This window comes from Acinetobacter sp. NyZ410 (assembly GCF_022828975.1).
Classification (GTDB): Bacteria; Pseudomonadota; Gammaproteobacteria; order Pseudomonadales; family Moraxellaceae; genus Acinetobacter; species Acinetobacter guillouiae.
This window is the reverse complement of sequence record NZ_CP094620.1, coordinates 2,156,436-2,180,569: the sequence shown is the minus strand read 5'-3', so window position 1 is coordinate 2,180,569 and position 24,134 is coordinate 2,156,436. Positions and strand designations below refer to the sequence as shown.

Annotated in this window: 29 protein-coding genes and 1 tRNA gene; 6 read left to right on the top strand and 24 right to left on the bottom strand. The window is 36.2% G+C overall.

What is annotated here, in order from left to right; genetic code table 11:
• Window positions 1-92: 92 nt before the first annotated feature.
• Window positions 93-326, top strand: a complete 234-nt coding sequence (locus tag MTO68_RS10205) for a DUF2171 domain-containing protein (protein WP_244015822.1) — start codon at window positions 93-95, stop codon at window positions 324-326.
• A gap of 427 nt (window positions 327-753) precedes the next feature.
• Here the strand turns inward: MTO68_RS10205 and MTO68_RS10200 are convergent, their stop codons facing one another.
• Complete coding sequence (locus MTO68_RS10200) at window positions 754-924, bottom strand: hypothetical protein (RefSeq protein WP_004821078.1); 171 nt, start codon at window positions 922-924, stop codon at window positions 754-756.
• Between the two features lie 311 nt (window positions 925-1,235).
• Between MTO68_RS10200 and MTO68_RS10195 the strand changes: the two genes are divergently transcribed.
• The 5 genes from MTO68_RS10195 to MTO68_RS10175 all read left to right on the top strand — a co-directional run bounded on the left by MTO68_RS10195 (window position 1,236) and on the right by MTO68_RS10175 (window position 4,925).
• On the top strand, window positions 1,236-1,382 hold the full coding sequence (locus MTO68_RS10195) for a hypothetical protein (protein WP_167468940.1): 147 nt from the start codon (window positions 1,236-1,238) through the stop codon (window positions 1,380-1,382).
• A 595-nt stretch (window positions 1,383-1,977) separates the two neighbouring features.
• A tRNA-Ile gene (locus MTO68_RS10190) sits at window positions 1,978-2,054 on the top strand.
• Between the two features lie 224 nt (window positions 2,055-2,278).
• On the top strand, window positions 2,279-2,923 hold the full coding sequence (locus tag MTO68_RS10185; protein ID WP_234623963.1) for an SOS response-associated peptidase family protein: 645 nt from the start codon (window positions 2,279-2,281) through the stop codon (window positions 2,921-2,923).
• 92 nt (window positions 2,924-3,015) lie between these two features.
• Window positions 3,016-3,633, top strand: coding sequence for a translesion error-prone DNA polymerase V autoproteolytic subunit (gene umuD, locus MTO68_RS10180; protein WP_234623962.1), 618 nt, complete (start codon window positions 3,016-3,018; stop codon window positions 3,631-3,633).
• On the top strand, window positions 3,630-4,925 hold the full coding sequence (locus tag MTO68_RS10175; RefSeq protein WP_244015821.1) for a Y-family DNA polymerase: 1,296 nt from the start codon (window positions 3,630-3,632) through the stop codon (window positions 4,923-4,925). The genes umuD and MTO68_RS10175 overlap by 4 nt, the downstream gene beginning before the upstream one ends.
• 186 nt (window positions 4,926-5,111) lie before the next feature.
• On the opposite strand, the gene MTO68_RS10170 is transcribed toward MTO68_RS10175, so the two are convergent.
• The 23 genes from MTO68_RS10170 to MTO68_RS10060 all read right to left on the bottom strand — a co-directional run bounded on the left by MTO68_RS10170 (window position 5,112) and on the right by MTO68_RS10060 (window position 24,125).
• Window positions 5,112-5,777: an HNH endonuclease gene (locus MTO68_RS10170; protein WP_244015820.1), complete on the bottom strand. Its 666-nt coding sequence runs from the start codon at window positions 5,775-5,777 to the stop codon at window positions 5,112-5,114.
• The gene (locus MTO68_RS10165) at window positions 5,770-7,044 is read right to left on the bottom strand and encodes an AAA family ATPase (RefSeq protein WP_244015819.1); all 1,275 of its coding nucleotides are present in this window, start codon (window positions 7,042-7,044) and stop codon (window positions 5,770-5,772) included. The genes MTO68_RS10170 and MTO68_RS10165 overlap by 8 nt, the downstream gene beginning before the upstream one ends.
• A gap of 131 nt (window positions 7,045-7,175) precedes the next feature.
• A complete protein-coding gene (locus tag MTO68_RS10160) occupies window positions 7,176-7,616 on the bottom strand; it encodes a hypothetical protein (RefSeq protein ID WP_244015818.1) in 441 nt (146 codons plus the stop codon).
• Window positions 7,617-7,674: 58 nt separating this feature from the next.
• Window positions 7,675-8,178, bottom strand: a complete 504-nt coding sequence (locus MTO68_RS10155; protein WP_244015817.1) for a lysozyme — start codon at window positions 8,176-8,178, stop codon at window positions 7,675-7,677.
• Entirely contained in the window at window positions 8,165-8,437 is a 273-nt protein-coding gene (locus MTO68_RS10150; RefSeq protein ID WP_004823278.1) for a holin, read from the bottom strand. Before MTO68_RS10150 ends, MTO68_RS10155 begins: the two co-directional genes overlap by 14 nt.
• Before the next feature lie 58 nt (window positions 8,438-8,495).
• Window positions 8,496-8,726 (bottom strand): hypothetical protein, encoded by a 231-nt coding sequence (locus MTO68_RS10145; protein ID WP_244015816.1) that lies wholly within the window; start codon window positions 8,724-8,726, stop codon window positions 8,496-8,498.
• Entirely contained in the window at window positions 8,719-10,734 is a 2,016-nt protein-coding gene (locus MTO68_RS10140; protein ID WP_244015815.1) for a hypothetical protein, read from the bottom strand. The genes MTO68_RS10145 and MTO68_RS10140 overlap by 8 nt, the downstream gene beginning before the upstream one ends.
• 12 nt (window positions 10,735-10,746) lie before the next feature.
• A complete protein-coding gene (locus MTO68_RS10135; protein ID WP_244015814.1) occupies window positions 10,747-11,148 on the bottom strand; it encodes a hypothetical protein in 402 nt (133 codons plus the stop codon).
• Window positions 11,145-11,405, bottom strand: a complete 261-nt coding sequence (locus MTO68_RS10130; protein WP_244015473.1) for a hypothetical protein — start codon at window positions 11,403-11,405, stop codon at window positions 11,145-11,147. The genes MTO68_RS10135 and MTO68_RS10130 overlap by 4 nt, the downstream gene beginning before the upstream one ends.
• Window positions 11,402-12,652 carry a hypothetical protein gene (locus MTO68_RS10125; RefSeq protein ID WP_244015813.1) on the bottom strand — a complete coding sequence of 417 codons (1,251 nt, stop codon included), beginning with the start codon at window positions 12,650-12,652 and terminating at the stop codon, window positions 11,402-11,404. Before MTO68_RS10125 ends, MTO68_RS10130 begins: the two co-directional genes overlap by 4 nt.
• A 50-nt stretch (window positions 12,653-12,702) precedes the next feature.
• Complete coding sequence (locus MTO68_RS10120) at window positions 12,703-14,319, bottom strand: hypothetical protein (protein WP_244015812.1); 1,617 nt, start codon at window positions 14,317-14,319, stop codon at window positions 12,703-12,705.
• A 2-nt stretch (window positions 14,320-14,321) separates the two neighbouring features.
• The gene (locus MTO68_RS10115; protein WP_244015811.1) at window positions 14,322-16,280 is read right to left on the bottom strand and encodes a hypothetical protein; all 1,959 of its coding nucleotides are present in this window, start codon (window positions 16,278-16,280) and stop codon (window positions 14,322-14,324) included.
• Complete coding sequence (locus MTO68_RS10110; RefSeq protein WP_244015810.1) at window positions 16,270-16,683, bottom strand: hypothetical protein; 414 nt, start codon at window positions 16,681-16,683, stop codon at window positions 16,270-16,272. The genes MTO68_RS10115 and MTO68_RS10110 overlap by 11 nt, the downstream gene beginning before the upstream one ends.
• 3 nt (window positions 16,684-16,686) lie before the next feature.
• On the bottom strand, window positions 16,687-19,800 hold the full coding sequence (locus MTO68_RS10105; protein WP_244015809.1) for a tape measure protein: 3,114 nt from the start codon (window positions 19,798-19,800) through the stop codon (window positions 16,687-16,689).
• A 178-nt stretch (window positions 19,801-19,978) separates the two neighbouring features.
• Window positions 19,979-20,530, bottom strand: a complete 552-nt coding sequence (locus tag MTO68_RS10100) for a hypothetical protein (protein WP_244015808.1) — start codon at window positions 20,528-20,530, stop codon at window positions 19,979-19,981.
• A 2-nt stretch (window positions 20,531-20,532) separates the two neighbouring features.
• Entirely contained in the window at window positions 20,533-20,817 is a 285-nt protein-coding gene (locus MTO68_RS10095) for a hypothetical protein (protein ID WP_244015807.1), read from the bottom strand.
• Between the two features lie 60 nt (window positions 20,818-20,877).
• Window positions 20,878-21,432, bottom strand: a complete 555-nt coding sequence (locus tag MTO68_RS10090) for a hypothetical protein (protein ID WP_244015806.1) — start codon at window positions 21,430-21,432, stop codon at window positions 20,878-20,880.
• A gap of 62 nt (window positions 21,433-21,494) precedes the next feature.
• Window positions 21,495-22,229: a hypothetical protein gene (locus MTO68_RS10085; protein ID WP_244015805.1), complete on the bottom strand. Its 735-nt coding sequence runs from the start codon at window positions 22,227-22,229 to the stop codon at window positions 21,495-21,497.
• Entirely contained in the window at window positions 22,222-22,389 is a 168-nt protein-coding gene (locus MTO68_RS10080) for a hypothetical protein (protein WP_171501869.1), read from the bottom strand. Before MTO68_RS10080 ends, MTO68_RS10085 begins: the two co-directional genes overlap by 8 nt.
• 2 nt (window positions 22,390-22,391) lie before the next feature.
• Complete coding sequence (locus tag MTO68_RS10075; protein ID WP_244015804.1) at window positions 22,392-22,844, bottom strand: hypothetical protein; 453 nt, start codon at window positions 22,842-22,844, stop codon at window positions 22,392-22,394.
• Window positions 22,831-23,331 carry a phage virion morphogenesis protein gene (locus MTO68_RS10070; protein WP_244015803.1) on the bottom strand — a complete coding sequence of 167 codons (501 nt, stop codon included), beginning with the start codon at window positions 23,329-23,331 and terminating at the stop codon, window positions 22,831-22,833. The genes MTO68_RS10075 and MTO68_RS10070 overlap by 14 nt, the downstream gene beginning before the upstream one ends.
• A 1-nt stretch (window position 23,332) precedes the next feature.
• Window positions 23,333-23,782, bottom strand: coding sequence for a phage protein Gp36 family protein (locus MTO68_RS10065; RefSeq protein WP_244015802.1), 450 nt, complete (start codon window positions 23,780-23,782; stop codon window positions 23,333-23,335).
• Between the two features lie 7 nt (window positions 23,783-23,789).
• On the bottom strand, window positions 23,790-24,125 hold the full coding sequence (locus MTO68_RS10060) for a hypothetical protein (RefSeq protein ID WP_244015801.1): 336 nt from the start codon (window positions 24,123-24,125) through the stop codon (window positions 23,790-23,792).
• Between the last annotated feature and the right edge of the window lie 9 nt (window positions 24,126-24,134).

Sequence of the window (24,134 nt, the reverse complement as noted above, 5' to 3'; positions counted from 1 at the left end):
TGTCTTGTAGCCTTTTCATTTCAGACCAAGACTCACCTACCTATTTCATATAAGGTAAATATTCAAATCACATTTCAATAGGAAAGTATCAAATGACTTCTATCAATGTTGAAAGTATTAAGAATCATACCGATGTTATTGCGTCTTGTGGAACCAAAGTTGGTGAGGTAGATCACCTTGTTGGAGCAGACCAAATTAAGCTGACCAAACATGGCGATGGACATCACCATCTCATCCCAACATCTTGGGTTGGTGAGATAAAAGGCGAAAAAGTTATCTTAACTAAAGATTCTCAAGAGGTTAAAGACACTTGGCTAGAAGTATAGATTTGGCCTATTACAACTGAGTTATATTCAATTTTATAGGTGTCTCGTTCCGAAGTAGATTGACACTTATTTCATATAAAACGCTCGATGAATTTCATCGAGCGTTTTATATTTGATTAAATCTTATTTTTTAAGACTTTCGTATCTTCATCTAACCTTAATTGGCGTTGTCTTTCGCCTTCATTGATAAGATCAAGGCGTTTGCCCCAGTATTGAATTGCATATTGATATTCACTCTTTTTGCTTGTTGATATATTTTCTATTCTAGAATTTATAAGTAGTAATATGGATAATGACTAACGGTGTAATATTTCAAATAACCCTATAAGTAAACTTTAAAAATCATCTTTAGGATGCTCTCATTTAGTTTTTGGAAATTAATAGTTTATTTAGCAAATAAAAAATCCACCGAGATGGATTTAATCAGTTAAGAATGCTGCGTTTTTCTTTTCCCACCACCATCCTGCTTATTTACAGTCGCCCAAGCAATACGTTCTGCATCTTCATCTGAGCGACCTTGTTTTTTCTCACTTTCATAAATATGTTGTGCTTGTCTTTTCTGCTTTGCTGTATATGCTGATTTATCACCTACAGACATAATCACTTCTCCATATAATGTTAAATAAAAGCATTGTTTTTATAGCATGGATTATTTTATTCGCTGTTTAGTGTTGTAAGTACTTGTGAATTTAAACCCTGCTTGTTTATTTTAACTCAATATATAATACCAATTAACACTATGTTTTTATTTTAAAAATAACTAGCCATTATTTTAAAGCAACATTTCATTTAATACTTAATCTTTCATTTAATCTACATTGATCACTTTTGAACAACATTTATTCACACAGTATTGATGAGATTAGTCCACCATATAAATTAATCACTTGATAAATCTTAGAGGTTAATATGCAACATGATAACAACCCATCAACCGCTCAAGAAAGATCTGAAAAAGCACAAGAAAAGCGTAGAATCCCTAAATATATTTTACTCTTAGTGGGTCTATTTTTAATTGCGATTGTGATCTATATGCTTGCGAGCTGGCAGGGCTAAGTTAGAGTAATGTGCAGCTATTTTTAAACGACCTATTTTTGATTGTATTGTATAGTCCATAATTGATCTTGATTGAAGAGGCTTTACATTGAGGTAATCCATAAAAGCTTGGTTTGCTATAGCTACTGTAGACTTCTTTTTCTCGATATTTAATTGTTGTTGCTGCTCTAATATTTTTTGCTTTTTATGGTTGGGATTTATTCCTTATGCCATTTGTAGCAATTTCCCCTGTGCTAAGTCATGCGCTTTCCCTAGACTGATATTTCCATATAATCCAAAGTCGTGTGCACAGATTTACCAAGAACTTTCTTTCAGCGATAGTAAGTTTTATCGCTGTTATGTACACGTACAACAAAGCCAATCAACTCCTTGTCTCGATAAATCGCAGATCTAAGCTCCAATTGATCAATAAATGTCTTTGTCAGCTTTACTCTTGGTGTTGACCTATATAGAATCTCTAGCTGTCGCAATGCTAAACACTATATCAAGCTATTCTCTACAGTCTACTTGTAAAAAAAACTTGATAAACTCTAAAATCTTAGATAGTATTGCACACGTTCCAAGTAGTTGATAATTAATCAATTCACTTGATGAAGGGCCTGTAGCTCAGTTGGTTAGAGCAGCGGACTCATAATCCGTTGGTCCCCAGTTCAAGTCTGGGCGGGCCCACCAATTAAAACAACCACTTAGGATGATTATCACCAAGTGGTTTTTTTGTGCCTACAACCATGTAAGCATTATGTAAGCAATAAAAATAATTATGGAATTATCTAAAAAATGAAAAACTGGCTCTACTTCTACATTAAATACGTTTTACAAATTGGTGTACCTTTCAAACAATATCAAGGCTATGGTATTTATAACGAATTGTTTGTTTTTTGGTTGGAGAATAAGAAATGTGCTCAAACTATGAAATTCCCACCAGAGAAGCCCTCGCCTTACTTGATGTCGAAGTTGATCAGTTAGAGCTTGATCTAAAATCACATGTTTATCCCGGTTACCATGCCCCGATTATTATGAAAGGTTTTGATTTAGATTTTGGCAAGTTTGGGCTTTTACCTCAATGGGCCAAAGATTTCAAATTCAGCTCTTATACTTATAATGCCCGAACTGAAACTGTCGCAGAAAAACCAAGCTTTCGACACGCATGGAAGTACAGCAAATTTTGTCTTGTGCCTGTGCAAGAATTTTACGAGCCAAAATATATCGATGGCAAGGCTCACTGGTACACGATCAAGCGTGAAGATGGTCAACCGTTTACAGTTGCAGCGATTTATGATGACGCAGTGATTAAGGACTCAAAAGTCAGGTCGTTTTCAATGCTTACGATCAATTCAGATAATCATCCATTCATGAAGCAATTTCACGCCCCTGCCGATGAAAAAAGATCAATCATAGTTATACCAGAAGAATATAGGAACGATTGGCTAAACGTGGATCGTGAAAACGCACATGAATATTTCTTTGAAATGCGTGATGAGTTTGTCACTTTTCCGCGTGACCATTCATCGGATGAGACAAAACAAAGTGACCTATTTTAGATCAAGTATGATTATCCACAGCTTTTAAATTTGAAATTTTAAAACATACAAACTAAACTCTTGAATATGTAACGTAATCAAGTGGTGTTTTTATGGATATTAAATTAGATGACGGCTCATCAAAAGCTAAACTTCAAAGGCTTAAAGATGCAAATCTAGATCACTTGAAAAATTCAAAAGTTATTGATATCAAATCATATTCATCTAAAGCGCCATGTCTGTCTGACATATCAAGAATATCGTCATTTCAGGCAATCACGAAGTATTCTATTCCACTTGTTTTAAACAAAATTGCTGCAGGTTTCCCCTCCCCGGCAGAAGACTATATAGATAAAACTGTCGATATGAATGATCTGCTTATTTCAAATAAAGAAGCGACATTCATTGTTCAGGTTGAGTCTTTATCAATGAAAGATGTAGGTATAGATATAAATGATTATTTGATCGTTGATAGAAGCATACGTTCACAGCATCAAGATATTGTTATCGCATTCATTGATAATGATTTCACTGTAAAAAGAATGATGATTACACAGCGAATGTCTCATGATGAATTGTTTAATATTTTTCATAATGAAAATGATCTTAGAAATTTACCAGCTGTTTGGCTCAAACCTGAAAACATCGAATACAAACCAATTCTCCCCCGCAATGAGCAAGAATTAGTAATTTGGGGTGTTGTCACAAAAGTTATTAAGAACTTCAAATGAAACATGAAGAAAAGATATTTGCTCTTATTGATATCAATAATTGCTATGTCTCGTGTGAACGGTTTTTTAATCCCAAGTTGAATAATGTCCCTGTAATCGTTCTTTCTAACAATGACGGTTGCGCAGTTGCCCGTAGCAATGAAGCTAAACAAATGGGGATTAAAATGGGTGTTCCGCTATTTCAGATAAAGGATGTAGTCCAAAAAAATAACCTTCAAGTACTTTCAAGCAACTATGCGATATATGCGGAAATGTCGCGTCGATTTCACTCAATCTTAGCCGGGTATGTTGCACCACACGAACAAGAGATTTACAGCATAGATGAATGCTTTCTAGATCTGACAAGCTTTAAACATAACTATGATTTGGTCGAATATTGCCAAGGCATGCGCGAACGTATTCAGGAGTGGATCGGATTGCCTGTGTCAATTGGAATTGGCCGTAGTAAAACCGAAGCCAAAATCGCCAATCATATGGCCAAGAAAGGAAAAAGATTTAATGGGGTGTGTGACCTAGCGACCATGGATCCAAAATATCGTGATTATTTTTGGTCGTTGGTTGAGGTCGGTGAAGTATGGGGTGTAGGCAGAAAGCAGAATAAAAAGCTTAATGATATGGGGATTAAAACTGTTTTAGATTTATCAAAATCGAATCCACCTATCATGGGAAAAATGTTCACTGTCTGCATACAAAGAACAGTGTTAGAGCTTCAAGGCATTTCTTGCATGCCCATCGATGACCAACCTAAGCCAAAGCAGCAAATTGTAGCAAGCCGTTCATTTGGTGTGAAAATCACTGAGCTGCAAGACTTAAAAGAAGCAATGTCAAAATATGTTCAAGATGCAGTTGGTAGGTTGAGAAAAGAAAAACTTCTATGTGGTGTTATTACTGCTTTTATTCAATCAAATCCTTTTGATGCATCCGTGCCGTATTACAGCAAAGCTCAAACTTATAAGTTTGCAGAACCCACCGATTGTGTTCTTGATCTTGTTGAGGTTGCTTACTTACTACTGGAAAGAATTTATAAACCAGACGTCAAATATAAGAAATGCGGTGTGTTTTATTCAGAGTTAATTCTGAAATCAAATCATATCCCCGACTTGCTTTCAGTTCATGAAACAAGAGCACTAAATGAAAATTTAATGCAAGCCTATGAAGAAATACAAACAAAGTTTGGCAAAGCAAAGATCTCTGTAGGTCCGTGTTACTTTAAAGATCGTAAGTGGTCTATGAGTAGAGATATGTTGTCTAAGAATTTTTTTACAAAGAATGGGATGATTAAAGTTCGATAAATATTTAGATAAATTCAACTTACTCATTGAATAATGTTAAAAGAATATGCGAGAAACGTTAATAGTCACAAAAAAACCATGATGGTGTTTTAAACTCCATCATGGTTTAATGTAAATTATTTATACTTATGTTGAAGTACAAACTATTTTCCTTAAGCCTTATTATTTTAATATTTCTAACAAAACCTATGTCACAATGTCTTTAGGTAGATTAGATTTAATTTGCATAATAAAAGATCTAACCATAGCAGTATACTCACTAGAACTATCTGCTTCCTGTGTTACCAAGTCGTTATAAATATTTTGTCGAACAGACTGAGGAAGGGACAAATTAATAGTATTTTGGAATATCAACTTTATTTTTTCCAACCTTTCTAGTCTTCGCTCAACTAAATCATCTCGATTTAATTTCAATATGCTTTCAGTACATATACCTATTGTGTTTAAACCTACAACTAAAGTACCTGCAAATAAAAAACTTTTTTCAGGATCAGAAACATATGGATCTTGAATATGAGTTAGCAAAGGATCTTTATTAGATTTATATTGATTACATATTTCACATGCTAAGGTTAAATTATTCCATTCAAATCGTTTAGTTTCATCTAGAGACTTTGGAAAAATATGCTCAATATCTCCATGGTGAACATGTCTCAATTTACTTTCACAGTATGCACACTTTCCATGAGTTTCTTTAACTATTTGATATTTAATATCTTTATGATTATATCTGGATTTCAAATAGGCTGAAGATTCTACGCCATTAGCAATATTTTCTAGATGTTGTCTTGTCCATTCGCTACCATTATCAATAAGAATTTGAGGCTCATTAAGTTTATTGATCTTAATCATGAACTTTCCCTTTAACAACGGTGTTTAATGCTTCTGGATAAAACTCTCCTAAACCTGCTTGATTTAATAAATTTCGTAACCGCTCCAATCCATCAGTCTTAAAGTCTTCTACTGTAAAACTAGAACAAATTGTCTGTAAATCATCAGCAGCCCATTTAGGGAGAGTTACAGGCACTCCTAAAACATCACGTAAGATCTCACTTGCTGTGGCCGCTTTTTGATTAAGGTCTAATTTTTGAGACACAACTTTTTTTATAGCTTTGTTTTCATCATCATGAAAATTTTCATATTTTAATGCGTACACATTCGATTCACGAATAGATGAAACGATAAATGGGCTATGTGTTACTACAATAAATTGGGCATTAGGGAATGCTCTAACAAAATCATTGAGCAGAGAGCGCTGCATAGATGGATGCAAATGGTTTTCGGGTTCATCAATTGTGATAACAAATTCTTTTTTATCATGTGAATAAAGAAATATTTGCCACGCTAAATCAATAATAGACATAATGCCTCCAGAAGAAGCATCTAATAAAAAATCACCAGAATCAGTTTCTAAGACAATATCAGGCATTCTAATACTTAAATCTTTAAATCCTAATTCATCAGGCAAAATCTGCTTTAATATTTCCTTAAAATCATAAAATTGTTTTTCAATTTTTTCATTTTTTTGTACGAATTGATTTCCTGGACCAAATGCTGCCATGGAAACTATAGCTTCTTTCATCCTATAAGTAGGAGAATGTTGCGTATAATTACTAGTAAATAAACTTAGAGTTTCTTGCAGATAACTATTAAAAGCTTGTGACGCATCCATAGGATTAGTAGGAATGTTTTTCAATCTTTCATATCTAGGTACAGGTCGATGAGAGTTAATGTGCACTCCATCAATCTGTAATTGATTTTCTATATGTAGTTCAAACTGAACGTTTTCTTGTACCTGTTGATTAACAAAAATATCTGCTATAACATTGTTTGAATAAATGATTTTACCTAGTAACTCACCAGAATGATGATAATTACTTTCATTTGATTTCTTTAATGGTTTAAAAAAAGATTTATATTGAAAAACACCTCGTTCTTTAGATAAAAATGGCGTCCCTAAAAATGGATGATGCCATCCAAAATGTTTAGATAATAATTTTAATATTGTAGATTTACCTGCACCATTTGCACCGGTAATGATTGTCACGTTAGGATGAAAGTCAATGTCTATCTTAGAAAATTGTCGCCATTCTGTAAGAATAATTTTTTCAAATTTCATTTTGAAGCTCTCTATAAAAGATATTTTAATAACTATATGAATCTATTTATTTTACATTAAATTAATATTATTTTTTTAGTCTTTTATAGATCATAACTATTTAGCAGGAAATCTCTTATAAGAATTAGCCCTCACTCAGAGGGCCAAGCTTCCCTCAATCTATCTGCATCAGCTGCGTGTCCATCAGCTTTTTCTGCCACTGTTCGATATTCAGTGATGCAGTTTTCGAGTATGTCACTGTTGGCAATGGTGTACTCAATGATGGTTTCTTTGGTAGCACTGGACAAGCGACTGCTTGCAACTTTGAGTTGCTTTGACAAGCTGTCAGCACTGGCACTAGCAAGACGACTATCAGACTCAATTTGTTTAATTTTGGCATTATAGTTTTGCTCCGCTTTTAACTGTTGATCAGACCATTGTTTTTCTTTGATTGCTGCAGAAGATTTTGCTTGTTCTGCCAATGCTTTGGCTTCAGCAACTTCTGTTTTGTATTTTGCATCCAGCAATGTAAATTCACTTTTAAAATGATTTACGCGCCATGATTGGATGCCAAAAGCCGTTATGGCCAACAATAAAAAACCGCCAATATAATAATGACGGTTTCATAAAATTTCGCTAAGAATGCTTGCATTACTGCACCCCTATACACTTGCTATAACGATCTTGTTGGCGTGTCCAAACACCATAGCAACCATTAGATCGGATTGAGCAATCACGCTTGGCAACGTATTTGTATTTAAGTAAAGATGAACAAGCTTGCATATATTGCTCTGCTTTCAAATTACGAAGCATCGATGACCCACTCCAATTTGCTTGACCGTAGTTGTAAACGAAGTCTAAGTACAGATCATATTCAGTCTGAGTAAGCTTCACGCCTTGTAATGACTTACGAAATGCTACTTCATCTTTAGCTATGTGAGCCTTGGCAATTTGAACTGCACGTTCTTTATTGATCGGCTTGTCAGTCATTTTGACTTTTGTGCCGTTTTCATATGATGTGGACCCAATACCGATTGTTGCCACTTTTGCACTATCTAAATATGGCTTTGGCTCATAGCCCTCATACTTAATTAAAGACGTAAAAAAAGCAGCACCGGCTGCTAGACCAACCGCCCAAACTTTAGTTTTTGACATTGCATTCGTCCTTTAATTTTAAGATTCGTAATTGATGTTCTGCTTTACGCATTTCGTGCTCTACTTTTTCACGTCTATTTTTAGCTATCGCAAAGTACAGCTGAATAAATAAGCCTATCAATGCCACGCATAAACCGCCCCAAGCGATTACATCAACCTTGGCCAAGAATGCGAAGAATGATGTAGCACCACTTGTAACTGTAACTTTCTGAGTAATTGCGACCGCACTCGCTTCAATTGCTGCCTGTGTTTCAGACATGTAACCCCCTATTTTTGGCAATAAAAAAGCACCCGAAGGTGCCTGTATCTGATTAATTTCATACTTCTATCTGAACCACAGTGCCCTCCGGTGCGGATCTTTTGATTTCATTATTTGAGATAAATACTCGATCACCAGTTTTGTATTCAACTGAACTGGTGCACATCACTAGACCTGAGTTATCAGAAACCAATACTTTGTAATTTGGGTGATTTGATGAAGTGATTACACCAACGAATTCAGGATTCTGCGGCAACAAAGCTAGAAATCTTGTGTAAATATTACTCATTCACTATCCTTTCAACACTTATTGATTGATTGACTGTTGAATAGGTAAAAGAAACACTTACTGAGTCAACAATCCCCCACCACTCACCATTAAATACAATAACTTCACCTGGCACACATTCGCCTATTTCTTCAATCAGTGGTAATTCAAAATCATGACTTTGAACTTGAGCTGACTTTGCTAACTTTGCTTTACCAAAACCACCCATACTGACAGCATTAAAAAGAGGATTACTAACAGGCTCCAACAAGACATCTCCTGCAGTATCTCTTCTTTTGACCTGCCCAACATTCCCATTCCTTGGATTGGTTAGTGTGATTGCATTGAAATTGAGTAACTCCTCATAACTATCAGAATGTTTTAAAACCAAACTTTCAGGCAACAAGCGATCATAATCTAATGTCTTAAGTTTCTCCCAAAATGCTTTTTTATATAGTGGGCGAATTGAAAGTCTATTGTCTTTCTTTTCACTATATATAAATCCTCCACCAGCTTCAGCGATAAGCTTAATCGCATCTATTGGAGGAAGATTTGTATAACTCAGACTCTCAGTTTCAACAATCCAACCAAGATCATCGATTAACTGCCAATCCAGAACAACATCACTGTTTACTCGATCTAATTCCGCTTGAACAAGTTGAACTGATGATCTTTCATTTTCTTGAAGATATGAACGAACAGGTGAATATTTTGATTCAAGCAAAGCGGTTTGACTTCGACCAGTCAAGGTGAATGTAATCGTTGGAAATTGGCGACTGCGAGAATATTCCTCATACATCATGTGATGTACTGAACCATTGACTTTGATCTCTAAGATATCGAATTTTTCAATTTTCGAGATTTCAGTTTGAGGAACCAATAAGCTATATGACCAACACCATTGGCTTCGGTCAGTGCTATAACTGCCACTAATGACTTTAATTTCTTCCCCAGTTCGAAGACTGACTACAGATATATTGTTCACGATGTACCACCATTTTTTATTTTCAACTTGAGGTAGTGAGGGTTTGGGTTTGCAATGATCAACATCAAAATTGAGTAGTATATTGCTTCGCCTTACATTTGATCTTTTGCAACAAAAGTTTAGATTAAACTTTTTGCTCTTCGTATCGGGATTTTCAGGCTTTGGCCAAGGATCAATTTTAGATTTTCGATAGTAAATTGAACTCGCTATCTCCCAATTCAATGCGTATTGAGAAATAATCTCTAAGCCATCATCCCAATGAAAGCGATACACAGAAGTAATTTTTTGTGTAACCTCATGAGAGAATGTTAGATTTTTGCGCTTTCTAACAAGCTCTTTCCATTGATCATCAATATTTACTCTCAAGCTGATTGCTTGTTCTTGGGAAAACAGAAGATTTAGATATCGCTTCTCTGTTTCATTCCAAGCTGTATTTAATGAATTAAGTCTTTTATAGGTTTCATCAAAATCGGTTTTGAGTGCAGTGTTTATCGAAATACCACGCTCAAAATTCAAATCTCTTGAAAAACTTATTTCTATACTTGGGTCATAAGAAAATACTGAACTTAATGCTTTTAATATCGGTTTTGAGAACCTTACCCTTTCGTTAAATAAAATCGCTGAAGCAACTAAATAATCAGTTTTAAGCTCACTAAAGACACCAATATTAAAATTAATATCAAAGCGAGCTGATACACTTGCATCAAAGTGAGTATTGATTTCTGAATTTACGCTACAAAACTGGCTAATTTTTACAGCTTCAATATTCGAAATAACTGAACTTGAAATGAATGAATTCAGTTGAGCTAACTGACCATTTTGAGCTAATATTTCAGCATCTAAACTAGTACTTAATACTACTTTTAATTGATTAAAAGTATCTACATGGGTGAATAATAATGAGGAGAATGAAGTGTTAAAAACTGCATTTAATTCAGCCTTGTTAAGCTCATTCTCTCCAAAGTTTAAATTATTTGTCCCAGTATCTTGCTTTGAAAAACTCAGTTCGACATTGGTTTTTCTTTGCGGTTGGTACTTCGACACATGACCACCTCTTTATACAGGTAATGGAGTGGGCTTTAAAACAATTGAATTTAACATGAGTGTTGATCCTTCAATTAAATTTGGCTCCGCTATGGTTATATCTGTTCCCACTAAAAAATCTGTAACTGCAACTCCAGCACCGCTATAAAGCCTAGCCCATTTTGCCGCCCCACTCTTCACTACTAGCGCTGCATCAGTCTGATTCAATTCTATGCTATCTGCATTTAGCTTTTTAAAGCATGGCTTTGGAAGTGACAGAGTAACAAGCCTTTTGCTTTCATCGGCAGCTATAGAAACATTCACTGGTTTAGTATCACTATAAAAAACAAAGGTAGCAAATGCGCTACCTTGATCCAAATATTCAGTAATGGCTTTAAGCTGAATTAACCCAACTTCAATAGATGTAAAATTCATTGAATATTATCCCCTGTTGCTAAGTTATATTCATTATCAGGATCAATAGCTACAACATAATTTGCAGAAGTGTTTGATCCAAAAATAATGTATGAACCGTCCTTTTTAGACTTGGCTTGACTTAGCAACTCTCCTGTTTCCCTGTCATAGGCTCTTACTTGACATGAAATTGGTTTATTTAATTTAGTTGTTTTCCCATATATTAATGAAAGAGCTCTACTTGCTTTAGCCAGCGCAATATTCCTGTTTAAGTTCATAAATCACCTACCTTAAAAATGAATGCTCCCTCATTATTTGCTTGCGCAACTTTTTTAAGCAAAAAACACTCACTCTCCTCAACAAAAACATGCAAATCACCATAGCCGCTGCTTGAGGTTTGCATGCTATAAAGTAGCGGGTACGCCCCCATATATGAATTGTATGAAGAGTGAAGCATAATTTTGCTAAAATAAATTCCTGCTTCAGGGTTGGTGAAAACTAGATACCCTGATCTCATTATAGTTTCATCTGTAGCCTTACTAGGCAAGTAATACTGTGGATACGCTTGTAAATCTTGACTATAGGTGCCGCTATTCGTTGTCATTGTAATAGTGTTTGGGCTCCAGCTATACCGCAACGGATTGCTATTAAAGAAGAATTCACTTGAATTCGCAGCTACATTTCTCATATGGGCCAAAAGAAACGGAACTTTAAACCCCTTTTTTTCGGACACTCCAAATCCATACAAATAGGTTGCAATAATCTTAGAAGTATTGGTTTTATTTATAGGAGTAGTTACTATATAGAAAGAACTCCCATTCCCCACCACAACCCACTCGCCTTGAGTCATGGATGGTGAAAACGTTTCATTAATTTGGCTCGATGGTGCCGATTCACTAATAGCGTGATACCATTTCGCCCATCCATTAATTGCTGATGTGCCAGAACCAGTCCCAACCCAATTTTTATTAGGATTTGAACTGTCAAATGGGACTTGATTTCCACTAAAATCTTCAATTCCATTACATGATTCTAAAATTCCAACTTTTGCGTATTTAGCATAAGTATCTGTGTATACTGGATCTCGACTATTATCTACACGCAAGTAATAGGGGTTTGCAGTTTTATCTTTTGCTTGAAATACAGCTTTCTGTGTTCCAGCAAATGCTTTAGTCCAGCCTAGTGATGCTAATTTTGCAGAAATTGTTCCTGTGACAGTCTGATCTGGTAAATTAACAATAAATTCAATTTTGTTAGATGTAATTCCAGGAATTTTGAATTCTTTATTTAACTCTGGAATTGTTGAGCCATTAAATTCAATAACTTGGAATTGCTTAAAGTTATGATTTGAGCCAAATGTTGCGGTCCCAACACCATCTATAATTTTTAAGTTTGACACGAGCTGTGAACCAAATCCACTAATAAGGCAAGCATCAAGTACATCAATTAAACCTCCCCATGTATTTGTTAATTGTGGGGCGTTTGTATTGTCGAAACTAAACCATTTAATATCTGTATTTGCCATTATATCGAATCCATAAAAAAGACCGCGAATGCGGTCTTTGTAAAATACGCTTAGATCTCTCGATCAATATCACCACGAAGCATGATTTGAAACTGATCAGTTAATTCTGTCGGTTCTGATTGTTTAACAGTACGTATCACCCAAACTGGAAACATTGCTGCATGAGTATCAAAAAACACCACATTGTTATTTAACCAACCTGAGCCCCACCCTTCTTTTTTGATTTTGAAGTACGGAACACCTGTAACTGGGTTAATTGGTTCACAATCTGTATTAATATTTGCTGTGCCAATTTGTCCAGAATATTGCCCAATAATTCGAAAATTCGTATTGTCTGTAAATACCAATGCCCAACGCTCTTGAATAGCCCCCTTATTGGTTGTTGCAATCGGGTAAAGCGCATCATTATAACGAGCTGAAATTGGTGCTCCTGTTGGCTCTTCAACCCACACATTACCCCACGTTCCCTGTGAAAACATATTGGAATAACGTGCTTGCATGTCACCAATAACCAACGCAGAACCGACGATTGTATTTTCAGCACTGTAATTGTGGGTCAATGGCTTGGTGAAGGTTACCTGTCCACTGATCTGCACATCTCTAATTAGCCCCATATCTTGATAGCGATATTTGATATTTAAAGGTGGTGTTAGAGAATTCAAGGCAAAATCACCGCTTAAAGTGACTTCGCCATAGTCGTGATTCACGATATACATATCAAAAGGAACCTTCACGCCTTTACTATCTTGAAGCTCACACCAAGAAATGCGCTTATCATCTAAAATATAGGTTTTGCCCGCAATGTGATCGGGCATCACCATAGATTTGGCAGCACTGACGATGCCAATATCACCAACTCTGAAAATAGGTACACGACCATTCGGGGGCAAGCGTGTTGCGGATAAACCTAAAATCGATGCATCAAGCGGAATATAGGTATAAGCCACGGCATTGTATTTCACCGAGTCAGGAACAACCCAAACAGGTACATTAATGTACTTCTTATTCAGTTCTTCATATTCTAAAAGTACGTCATACCAGTCTTTAGCTTCAATTCCCGGTCTATTTGCTGCAGTGATTTCTGTTTTTGTATAAAAGAATATATCTACAAATCCAGTTTCATAATTCACAGAACCATGTGCTTTTGATGTTTCAACTTTTCCTTGCTCATCAAACTGCAAGTTTAAAGTGCCAAATTCAACAGTGCTCAAAACCACAGTAACTGAAGATGGTCGAACAGGGATAACTGGAATTCTAAAGCTTATATGATTGATTTCAATTGCATCTGTAGTGGTTGTTAATGACTGTAGAGAAACCGTGCTTTCAGTTAAAGGTGTCCAAGAATCAATTTCAACCATACCAGTGCCATAGTTCACAGAGCCAGCAGTAATACCTGTATTAGTAGAATTATTGATATTTCTATAGATTATTCCATCTCGATCAAGATAAACATCACTCCCAAGCTTAAAGCGTACTGAATTTGTCAGCACCAGTTCGGTAAACTGGGGTGTTAAATCAATTTTAAGTTTATCTGCAGTCATCTGCTTGACATTCGGACTTATATCGGGAGAATCACGATATTTAATATTAATGTTAGTTGGAAAATAAGGTCTTAATTTCTTCTTTTCAGAAGCTATTGATTCAGTTTGCGGTGAATAAAAACTCATGATTAATTACTCGCAAATACTTGAGGTGTATACATTTTTTGATAAACCATTACTTCTAAATATGGCTTTATCACGACAACACCTGAGCTGTAATTGATTGTTCCGTGAATATTGCCTAACTTGTCGTGTAAGTTACCTACAGTGTTATCAACCTTGGAATCTGTCAGGACCAATTCACTCAAATTCTGGTTAAGCTGATCTTGTAACTCCATTCTTAATTCAATACTACCTGGTTGAAGTGCATTACCTGTTCCCACATTAAAACTTAACTCTTGCTCAACAGTAGGAGTGATTATTGCGCTTTGATTTAATGGGAAACCCGTGTTGTAGTTAATTGTAAAAACTGTGCCCTTTTGGGGTAGGACTTTGGGTATAAATCTACCAACTCCAGTTGCATAGTTTATAGATCCCGTTGCATCTCCATTAAACTTGCCCTGAGCATTACTTGTAGCGGTTTTCTCAATGTCACCTACATTCCACTTCACGACAACACTATTTGCTGCAACGGCTTCACCCAACAGTAACTCGAATGAAGGGCTTTCAAGAGTTAGATTTGAGCGTACAAAAGTTGAAATCGGTGTACACCACAACACCAGAATATTACTCCCCACGTCCGCAAGCTCACCTGTAGTCAGTAACCATGATCCTGTTTCATAATTGATTGAGCCAGATCCAATAGACGTTGCACCAGCTTTAAGTTGCCCAGATCCATCGTCTTTAAGTTCATAAAACTTACCTTTCACCATGAATGACACAGAAACACTGCCTGGTGCAGGTGGAGGAATTAAAACTCCTGTCCAATTTGATCCTTGATTATTTTGTGTCACTTGAATCGATTGGCTTTGGGTGTTTTGTAAAGGTGTCGAAGCTGGCTTAAATGCAATGTTTAAAGTCGTATTCCCTGAACCTGCAGCAGTGGTCCATTGAATCAAACCTTTTTGATAATCGATCGTTCCCACTTGAGTGCCAGCATTAGTTTTTAATAATCCACCACTATCGTTTACTTGTTGATTAAATAGAGAAAAACTTAGAGTAGAAGGCATGATGCTTGAACCTAAGTAAAAATTTTGAGATGGTGAAATAACAACTTGATAGCTTGCAGATACAACTCCATCATTACCTGAAACTAAAGTAGACTTCTCACCTGAAGCATTTACATCAATGATCGCTGTTTCGCTTTGAGCGCTAGGGATAATCTGAGTAAAAACATCTTTTACATTTATTGTAAACTGGCCTAATTGAGCATCCTCAGTAGCTTGAGTTGAAGAGTAATATTTACCCGTATCAGCGACCAAAGAATCATGGATTTCTGTTGTAGATTTTTGGCCTGCATACCAGTTTTTTGCAGATAACCCTATAAAATCAATTTCTAATGGGTCGCTAATACTATAGGTTGCAATCTTATATTCAATCTCTTTTTGATCAATAACGATTTTTGAAATACGGGTTTCAACTTTTAGTATTCGAACATATTGCTCATGGCTATTTATAAGCCCACCATTTGAAACCAATACGATCGCATCACCCACATTACTTTCTATTTCACTGGTAAACATACAGACCTGAATCTGTTTCATACCCTGCCAAAGTGTATCTAGTGGCGTTCCTGCAATTTGAGTGCCCTTTGATAAATATGACTCAACTCGATTTTGCGCAGATTTACGTTGATCCGTATAACTTCCAGTGCTAAATAAAAGTGCAGAAACAGCAGGATCTTTAGGATTCTCAGATATAAACACGGTTGATCCCATCAATAAATCAGTATCAATAGTTGTTACCGCAGGAAATATCTTTCGCATTGATACATCGCCAAGGCTTCGATCTAATTCTGAAATATCATTAAACAAGTTGTTACTCTGTCCATCAATGATGACTTGCCCATTGTATTTACCACCCCCGTCATCATTATCACTTAAGCGCTCAGATTCATATAAAACTAAATCTTTAGTTTCAATCGGCATCGTTTATCTCCAAAAATCTTAGTGTCACGTTATATTCGTCATCGTCAGAAACAGTCGGATGCTCAAGCACAGGATTTGCTTCTATTGCTTTATCTTGATGATTAAAAACTACTTTAAACGTGCGCTTGTCATGAAAATAGTTAAATTGAAGTTCAAATTTTTCTGGAAGAATTGACCAGTCTTTTAACTTGCTAACAATATGTCGTTTAAGCCATGCCATGTTTTTATCAGCTATCAAAGTAACTGGACGACCCGATTTCTTTTTACCCTCCTGAATAATCAAAGCTCCGTCTACTGCGCGATCTTGTTTTTGCTCAATAGGATTCCAGTCAAATTCATCAGACCATAAAAAACCGTCAGACAAAGTGACGGTTTCTGAAGTTGAGATACGTTTTAATTTCATGTTTTAACCACTCTTTTTAAGTGTTTCAAGCTGTCTAAACAGTTCATTCAATGTGCCTTCTTGACTCGCATTTCCTATCAAAGAAACATCCTGCCCATTAAAATTAAAACTATATTTAACTGTTTTGCTTGGATCAGAATTGCTTGAAAGCGCAGCTGAGGTATTCTTTTGAGTGTCTGCATAAACATTTGGCGCCAATGCTTGCATTGTAGATTGCCCTTTTCCGTCAGAATAACGCTGTAATGCTTGTTCGATATACCTTGAACCGTCATAGCCTGCTAATCCTTTCTTTCTTAGCTCTTGATACAACATACCTGAAATATCCGTAAGCCCACCAAGACTGCGATTCTTTTGCAGAACGTCTTGGTCTTTTGCGAGTGCGGTACCAAAAATATTTTGAGCAATTGACTCAGCTTGAGCATCGTCATAACCCATTTTTTTAAGCTCATCCCGGACATAACTCTTCGTATAGGATGTACTTGAAACAGCATTTGATTTTTTGGATTTTTCTTCTTTCGTTTTGGCCTCTGCCTCAGATTTTGCACTTAAAGCCTCATTCCATGCATCAATTGAATTTTGAGCCTCTTCTCTGGCAACCGCACCCATTTCACGATAGGCACTTGTTACACCGCTTGAAACAGTTGAAGCATGAGACGAAGCAGCTTTATTCATTTCATCATAAGACTGTACAACTGCCTTTCCTGTATCATCAATTTGAACAGATAAACCAAGTGATGCAGCTTTTGCTTGAGTATGAGCAATTACAGCTTGATCACCTGAAGCAATCGCTGCTTGAATGGTTCTTTCATAAGCTTGTCTTAAACTTTCAGCCGTGGCTTGGCCACTACTTTGAATGGTATTAAAATCTGCCAAAGCTGATTGGGCTGCAAGCTTTAACTGTTCTTTAGTTTTAATCCCCAGACGTTCAAATGCTTGCTCAACAGGATTAAGATCACCTGGTAATTTCTGAACAACTTGTCGGATGGCTTGCACTCCCATTGCGACCTGTTCAGTAGATAGTTTTCCTTGTACACCAAATTCTTGAAGTTTTGATTTTGCATAATCAATTTCAGTTTGTGACTTTGCTGTTTCTAACCATTTTACCCACACTTGATATGTGACTTCGCCAGCTTGCTTGCCCTGAACACCCAAAGCTGTGAGATTTTTTGAGAAGTTAACAACATTTACTTCCCCAGCTTTGAACTTTTCTGAAATTCTACTTAATAGAATATCTAAGTCTAGATCTAAAGCAGTAGCTGCTTTCCTTGCAACATCAACGGAAGATTTCAAACCTGATGCAACCTCGGCTGAACGCGATTTTCGAGCTATATTTAATTCTTCTTCCTTTGTGTTAATAGCTGCCAATGCATCTTGCGCAGATTTTAAAGCATTTAAATCCCCAGTTTTTCTGGCTTCTTCAAATTGCTTTGTTAAGCTAATTCTTTCAGCCGCACTACTCTTAACAAAAGTTTGATAATCCTCCTCAGCTTTAATTGATTGTTTCTTGGCTAACTCGATAGCTTTTGCATTATCTTCAGTTGCCTTTTTTGCCTCGAGCATTGATGTAACTACAACCTTACCTGATGCCTCTAAAGTCACCATGTAACCTTTACTAATTAAATCAGCTTGCAATACACCATCCATTACACCTTTGTTAGCTTGAATGGCTGCTTCAGCATATGTTTGAACAGCTTTTAGTTTTTCATCCTCACTTGCTTTTTTACCTGTCGTTTCAGTTTGTTGGTCAGCTAGAATTTGATCAAGTTTCACTTTTGAAGAAGCAACAGCTTCTGCATCTTTTTGTTTTTGAGTTTTAGAAATTGACTCAAGAGCTTCAATTCCTTTGGATTTAAATTCTAGTGCTCCTTCTGAAGCTTTTTGATAATAGCCTTGAGCTTTTTGAGATAATTCTTCATATTCTTTTAAAGCGGCATCTTTGTATTCACCAAAAAGAAGTTTAGATTTCCAATAGGTAAATGCAGCAGCCACATCATATACAGCACCAGCCAATAAACTAATACCAATTTTTAGACCACTAAATCCATCACTTATAAAGCCAATTACGACATTTAATGCTTGAAATAGTTTGGTTAGACCGTTGGTTTTATCGGTTAAACCATCAACACCACTTTCGAAATCAAACACACTTGAAAGTGCCGTATTAAGTAAATCAAAAGTGACTTCAAAAGTACTGCCTAAAACACTTCCTATATTTTTTAATGCTTCATAAGCTGAAAGCAATGCAGTTTTTAGTGCCTCAATTGTTGCAGGGTCAATTTTTTTAAGTTGATCACCAACCCAAACAAATCCCTCCCCAATGTCATAAAGCACAACATCTAGATCTTGAATATTATCGGCAAGTATTACAAGCCACTGAGCAACGGTAGATGAAGCACCATTTGCCTGATCCATTTGACCAATTAGAATCTCCCAACTTGTAGATATTCGTTGTAAAGCATTACTGATCGTTGTTGGGAATTTATCATATGTTGCTTGCACTGATACGGATTGACTTTGAAGCGCCTTTACTACACGTTCAGAAGAAAGCTCGCCAGCTTCAGCCATCTTGCGAAGCTCACCTGTAGTTACACCTAAGCCTCTAGCTAAAGCTTCAGCTAATCCATAACCACCTTCCATGATGCTGTTAAATTCTTCACCTCGAAGAACACCACCTTGCATTGCTTGAATAAATTGAGTGACTGCACCATCTGCAGCTTCTGCTGTGCCACCACCAATCTTAATCGCCTGGGTAACCGTCTTTGTTAGTTCTAACGCTTGTTGTTGCGTCATCCCCATATCTTTACCCACAGTGTTTAAACGAGTGAATAAATCAGCTGTTGTGGTCAGATTTGAATTGGTAGCTAAAGCAACTTGATGGACACCAGCCATTGCTTGGTTAAAGTTACCACTATCTTTAGTGGCAATATTTATACGTGCTGATAAGCTTGTATATGAATCGGCAGCCTGAGCTATTCCTTGTACACTTAGGCCAACTCCCACAGCAGCCATTGCAGCAACTAGTGCATTTACAGCGAACTTAGCACCATTCATTCCCTGCTGTAAGCCAGTAGTATTGGCTAACAGGTTTAAGCGAAAATCCATTGATCCTGAAGCCATATATTCCTCAACTTTTTAGCAGGCAATAAAAAACCACCCGAAGGTGGTTATTGTTTTTATGTATAAAAAACGTATCAAATAGGATAGGTAAATATACAAGTAGGTGTATTTTAAGTATTAAATTAAAATACTTGCTTTAAAATACTTAAAAAAAATGGGGTACTCATCATCATTTGTGCTACTTATAACAATACTCAGTTAAGATTAAAGAATTGTTCATGTACTTTGAACTTAACTCGCTACTCAATTCTGATTTAAACTTATTGTCTCGCATAAAATCTATGAATCCATCTACACCATAGTCAAACGACTTATAGAGGTTCTGCTTAATAGTCTCATCACAATAATTGGTAGTTTGTCTTACTTCTAAATCTCTTCGTATATTTTGTAATTCCTTAACAGGTTGAGCCAAGGCCATTCTAGGCGTAGATGCTGCGATCTTAACTGCATCAGCCCAACGTCCAGCTAAATCTGAATAGAATTTTCTACCTTCGCTAGAAATTTTTTCAGATTCAATTATCTTCTTTGCTTCATTTTGATCAATATCGATTTTTGATTGAATCTCTTTTATTTTAAGATTTAGTTCAGCGGTATATTTCTCATTCTTAATTTTTTGCTGTTGATCAACCTCAGCTTGCTTTAATCGTGCCATATCCTCTTTATTACTTTTGTTGATAAAATAACCAACAAATAAAACAATAATAATTAGAGCACCTACAAGGTATTTCACAATTAACGCTCCCAAACAATTCTAGTTATAACTCCACCAATAACTGTAAGCGTGTACCTCACACCATCAATCGTATAGTGGTAATCTGTAGCAAAAGCTAAACGCCCGTTTGCATCCCTTGTTTTATATTCATAAGAAGATTCAGGATTACCTAGTGTTTGAATCATATTGCCTTGAGAATCACCTTTACTCACAAAACTATTTGATGATCTAACACTTTGTGCTTCAGTAGCAGCATATATATTGGTAGAAGCTAAAAATAAAAAAGCTAAAAGTAATTTTTTCATGATATTCCCCTCATTATTTGAACAGAATATATATTGCTTAGAGGTTGTGCAATGTGAAATTCAGAATTTATTCATACTATCTATATACTTACTAAATCCATTTTTGTCAGCGTGATAAGCAACACGCATGTTATTTCCCATGCTTAGCAAGCTATTTCTTTCATTTCGTTGTGCTGCCTTGAGGTACTCTTTAAAAGTTCCAAAGCTATAATTTAAAATATCTAAATGTCTATGCCCTTTACTTATTAAAAACTGAAATGAATCAAACCAGGTGTAGTTCTCTTTAGAATCGATTTTCTTATTATTTTCTTGGTTGAAATATGCATTGTTTACCCTGATCACGTTTTTAAATAGCTCAAGTAACTCGCCTTCATTTTCTAATAATTTAGGATCTAAATCTGAAACATTTGTTGCTAATGAAGCAACCATGATTACTTGAAATTTAAGTTTTTTAAAAACATCAGCAAATACTTCATCACTAAAATTATTGTTAAACATAATTCTAATTGGCTCAGCAAATTCGGACCACTGATCAAAATCTTTCATTAAAACTTGTCGAATTTCAATTTCGTCATTAAATACTGATCTGTTTGAAGCTAAGAAGAACTCATTCATTTTTAATCCTAAACGCAGGCACAAAAAAAGACGCTTATGCGCCCCTGTGCCTGTTGTCTTAATTACGCTGCTGGAATTGTCACAACATGGCCATATAAACCAAGTGTAGGATCTAAGCCTTTTTCAGTGTCTGAAAGTGATTGACCTGAGATTTCGTATTGACCTAACTCTTCATGGATCAATGGGAAAGTTGTTTCAGGTGATTTTTTAGTACGCCACAAACGTACAGCAATATTTTCACCTGTTGCAGTATTAATTCCTTTAAAGAACAACTCGTATTCTTTATTGAATTCACTCGCGATCGTTGTGTGACTTACTTTACCAGTAGTGAAGCTGGCTGTTACTGGGTCCGCAATTAACTCATTAAATGTAATCGTACCAAATACTGCATCAAGCGTATATTTATCAGCTGCGATCGTCGTAGATCCCGTTTTAAAAGATACTTGAGTTAAGTTGTAGCCATCAAGTTTAATTTCTTGGCCTACTTTAATTGTTCCAAGTCCTTGGTCTGTAACTGTAACACTGGCAACCTCCGATTTCATACCTGACAAGATGTATTGCAGATTTACTTCATCTACTTCTTCAAGTTGCCCTTTGAAATTAACACCTGTTGTCTTGGTTAATACAAAATCGGTGGTCCGTTGTCCTGATGTGCTTTCTTGGTGTTCAACTTGGTCTGTAGTGATTTCAAGTTCGAATTCAGGAACGTTACCAAGATGACGCATACCCCCAGCAACACCATTCGCAATCTCAGATAGATAAAATTTACCCTGAAGCGAAATATATTTTTTAGCCATCTGTTTTGACCTCTTTAGCTGGTTTTGTTTGTGCAGATGGTTTCACTTCTTCAATGATCTTATCTGCTTCTAATCGTTTAATTTGGTCATCTGAAAGACCACCAATAGTGTCACCTTTTACAAAGCGGCCTACAGGCTGTAAAGCTTTATATGTTTTCATAGTCACCATGATTTAATCATCTGTGCTTCAAATAAGAATGGGAAAAATGCCCGTCCTGCAGTTGTCTTACCTATAGGCACTCCAGCATCCACACGCAGAAATCGTTTGTATCCGACAATCTGCGGTTGGTAACCTTGCATTGCCGTAAGAATTTTTCTGATATATGGGTCAGCTAATTGGCGAATCGACATAGTTTCACTAAGTTGAGCTGATGCATCAGAAACACCAAGCGCGATCAACCACTGTTGATAAATTGCATTGGCTTTGCCATCTCCTGATGTATCAGAGATGCGGTCACCAACATAGATAATGCCTATACCCACATCACCAATAAGACATTCAAAAAGATCATCCACATTGAACGGCGTAACAACTTCATCAATATCAGGTAGTTCAGTTTTAATACGCTTCAAAATATCCTCTTCAAGCGCAAAATAGTTATCAATGATTTGCATCAGTTAAAACCTTGTATAAATATTCTTCAATTTCAAAGAGAATTTCTTGTGAATCATCAACAGAAATTCCCATAAATGGACGAGGCGGAATATAAACGGACTTAACCTTTACCCAACCACCTGTTGGTGTTTTAAAAGTTAAATACTTACCTGATTTTGGTTTAATCGTGCCCCCAAAATGCAAAATAGGTGCATATTTAACATTTGTTCCAACACTAATCGTATTACCCTGAACCTTTGCGATAATTGAATTATGCAATCGACCAGTATCACGTAGAGTTTGCCCACCTTGGACTTTAGCTCGCCATGACTTTTTCCAAGGCTTATCATCAGTACCAATTCCTGTGCGAATTCTTTGTTGCACATTAAATTCGAGAATATCTGAGATATCCTGCCAAAGTCCCGATGGATCCTCTACACGATCAACAACTCTTCGCATAAACTCCTGCAACTTATTTTGACCATGCATCTGTATAGAGTCAGTCATATCAAATACTCGGCATGTTATCTAAAATACAGTCTGAGAAAACTCCCCCTTTATACGTTGTACCAATTGGCATAGTTTTCGGTGATGTATCTGCAATAGCCGTCTCTTCTTCACCAGATTCATTGATGATTTTGATCGTCAGAATCCCCCGACCTACTGATACTCGCTCTAGAAACGAAATTGCATCTTCATAGCGTTGACGCACTTCTTCACTAGCCTTCGTCTTCCAAAGCAAGTATCGGGCAATATCACAGATATAAATTTTGAGATTTTCAGGAACTTCAGGTAATGGGATTGGATACTTCAAACCAATATATCCGTCGGCAATATTTGAAGCATCTTGAATTGCTGATTTAACAGACTCATTAGTTGTTAAAGCTTTTTCTAATCTACTGATCTCTAACTCACCGAAGCGCAAGACGAGATCTTCACGACTTGCATACTCAGACATATATCACCTATTTAGCTGATTCCTTTGGCTTCGCAGCAGGTTTGTTATCTGCAGGTTGAGATTTTTCAAACTCGGCAACTTTAGCTTTCAACTCTGCATTTTCAGCTTCTGCTTTATTTTTAGCTTCTGTAAGCGAAAGTTCATTTGCTTTCAACTCTGCATTTTCTGCAGCAAGAATAGCCATTTGAGATGCATAGCTATTCTCTTTAGGCTGTTCAATGGCTTGCTCTTCTTCAATAGCCCCAGATGCTAAAAGGGCCTGAAGTTGTTTAGCTTCAAGCCCTTTGATTTCATCACCCGGTCGAAAGTGACCGATGGATTGTTTTGCGATGAACTTTGGCATGTAATTCCC

Coding starts and splice junctions, on each gene's coding strand:
- MTO68_RS10205 (WP_244015822.1), top strand. CDS start 93: ATGACTTCTATCAATGTTGAAAGTATTAAGAATCATACCGATGTTATT.
- MTO68_RS10200 (WP_004821078.1), bottom strand. CDS start 924: ATGTCTGTAGGTGATAAATCAGCATATACAGCAAAGCAGAAAAGACAA.
- MTO68_RS10195 (WP_167468940.1), top strand. CDS start 1,236: ATGCAACATGATAACAACCCATCAACCGCTCAAGAAAGATCTGAAAAA.
- MTO68_RS10185 (WP_234623963.1), top strand. CDS start 2,279: ATGTGCTCAAACTATGAAATTCCCACCAGAGAAGCCCTCGCCTTACTT.
- umuD (WP_234623962.1), top strand. CDS start 3,016: ATGGATATTAAATTAGATGACGGCTCATCAAAAGCTAAACTTCAAAGG.
- MTO68_RS10175 (WP_244015821.1), top strand. CDS start 3,630: ATGAAACATGAAGAAAAGATATTTGCTCTTATTGATATCAATAATTGC.
- MTO68_RS10170 (WP_244015820.1), bottom strand. CDS start 5,777: ATGATTAAGATCAATAAACTTAATGAGCCTCAAATTCTTATTGATAAT.
- MTO68_RS10165 (WP_244015819.1), bottom strand. CDS start 7,044: ATGAAATTTGAAAAAATTATTCTTACAGAATGGCGACAATTTTCTAAG.
- MTO68_RS10155 (WP_244015817.1), bottom strand. CDS start 8,178: ATGTCAAAAACTAAAGTTTGGGCGGTTGGTCTAGCAGCCGGTGCTGCT.
- MTO68_RS10150 (WP_004823278.1), bottom strand. CDS start 8,437: ATGTCTGAAACACAGGCAGCAATTGAAGCGAGTGCGGTCGCAATTACT.
- MTO68_RS10145 (WP_244015816.1), bottom strand. CDS start 8,726: ATGAGTAATATTTACACAAGATTTCTAGCTTTGTTGCCGCAGAATCCT.
- MTO68_RS10135 (WP_244015814.1), bottom strand. CDS start 11,148: ATGAATTTTACATCTATTGAAGTTGGGTTAATTCAGCTTAAAGCCATT.
- MTO68_RS10130 (WP_244015473.1), bottom strand. CDS start 11,405: ATGAACTTAAACAGGAATATTGCGCTGGCTAAAGCAAGTAGAGCTCTT.
- MTO68_RS10125 (WP_244015813.1), bottom strand. CDS start 12,652: ATGGCAAATACAGATATTAAATGGTTTAGTTTCGACAATACAAACGCC.
- MTO68_RS10120 (WP_244015812.1), bottom strand. CDS start 14,319: ATGAGTTTTTATTCACCGCAAACTGAATCAATAGCTTCTGAAAAGAAG.
- MTO68_RS10115 (WP_244015811.1), bottom strand. CDS start 16,280: ATGCCGATTGAAACTAAAGATTTAGTTTTATATGAATCTGAGCGCTTA.
- MTO68_RS10110 (WP_244015810.1), bottom strand. CDS start 16,683: ATGAAATTAAAACGTATCTCAACTTCAGAAACCGTCACTTTGTCTGAC.
- MTO68_RS10105 (WP_244015809.1), bottom strand. CDS start 19,800: ATGGCTTCAGGATCAATGGATTTTCGCTTAAACCTGTTAGCCAATACT.
- MTO68_RS10095 (WP_244015807.1), bottom strand. CDS start 20,817: ATGAAAAAATTACTTTTAGCTTTTTTATTTTTAGCTTCTACCAATATA.
- MTO68_RS10090 (WP_244015806.1), bottom strand. CDS start 21,432: ATGAATGAGTTCTTCTTAGCTTCAAACAGATCAGTATTTAATGACGAA.
- MTO68_RS10085 (WP_244015805.1), bottom strand. CDS start 22,229: ATGGCTAAAAAATATATTTCGCTTCAGGGTAAATTTTATCTATCTGAG.
- MTO68_RS10080 (WP_171501869.1), bottom strand. CDS start 22,389: ATGAAAACATATAAAGCTTTACAGCCTGTAGGCCGCTTTGTAAAAGGT.
- MTO68_RS10075 (WP_244015804.1), bottom strand. CDS start 22,844: ATGCAAATCATTGATAACTATTTTGCGCTTGAAGAGGATATTTTGAAG.
- MTO68_RS10070 (WP_244015803.1), bottom strand. CDS start 23,331: ATGACTGACTCTATACAGATGCATGGTCAAAATAAGTTGCAGGAGTTT.
- MTO68_RS10065 (WP_244015802.1), bottom strand. CDS start 23,782: ATGTCTGAGTATGCAAGTCGTGAAGATCTCGTCTTGCGCTTCGGTGAG.
- MTO68_RS10060 (WP_244015801.1), bottom strand. CDS start 24,125: ATGCCAAAGTTCATCGCAAAACAATCCATCGGTCACTTTCGACCGGGT.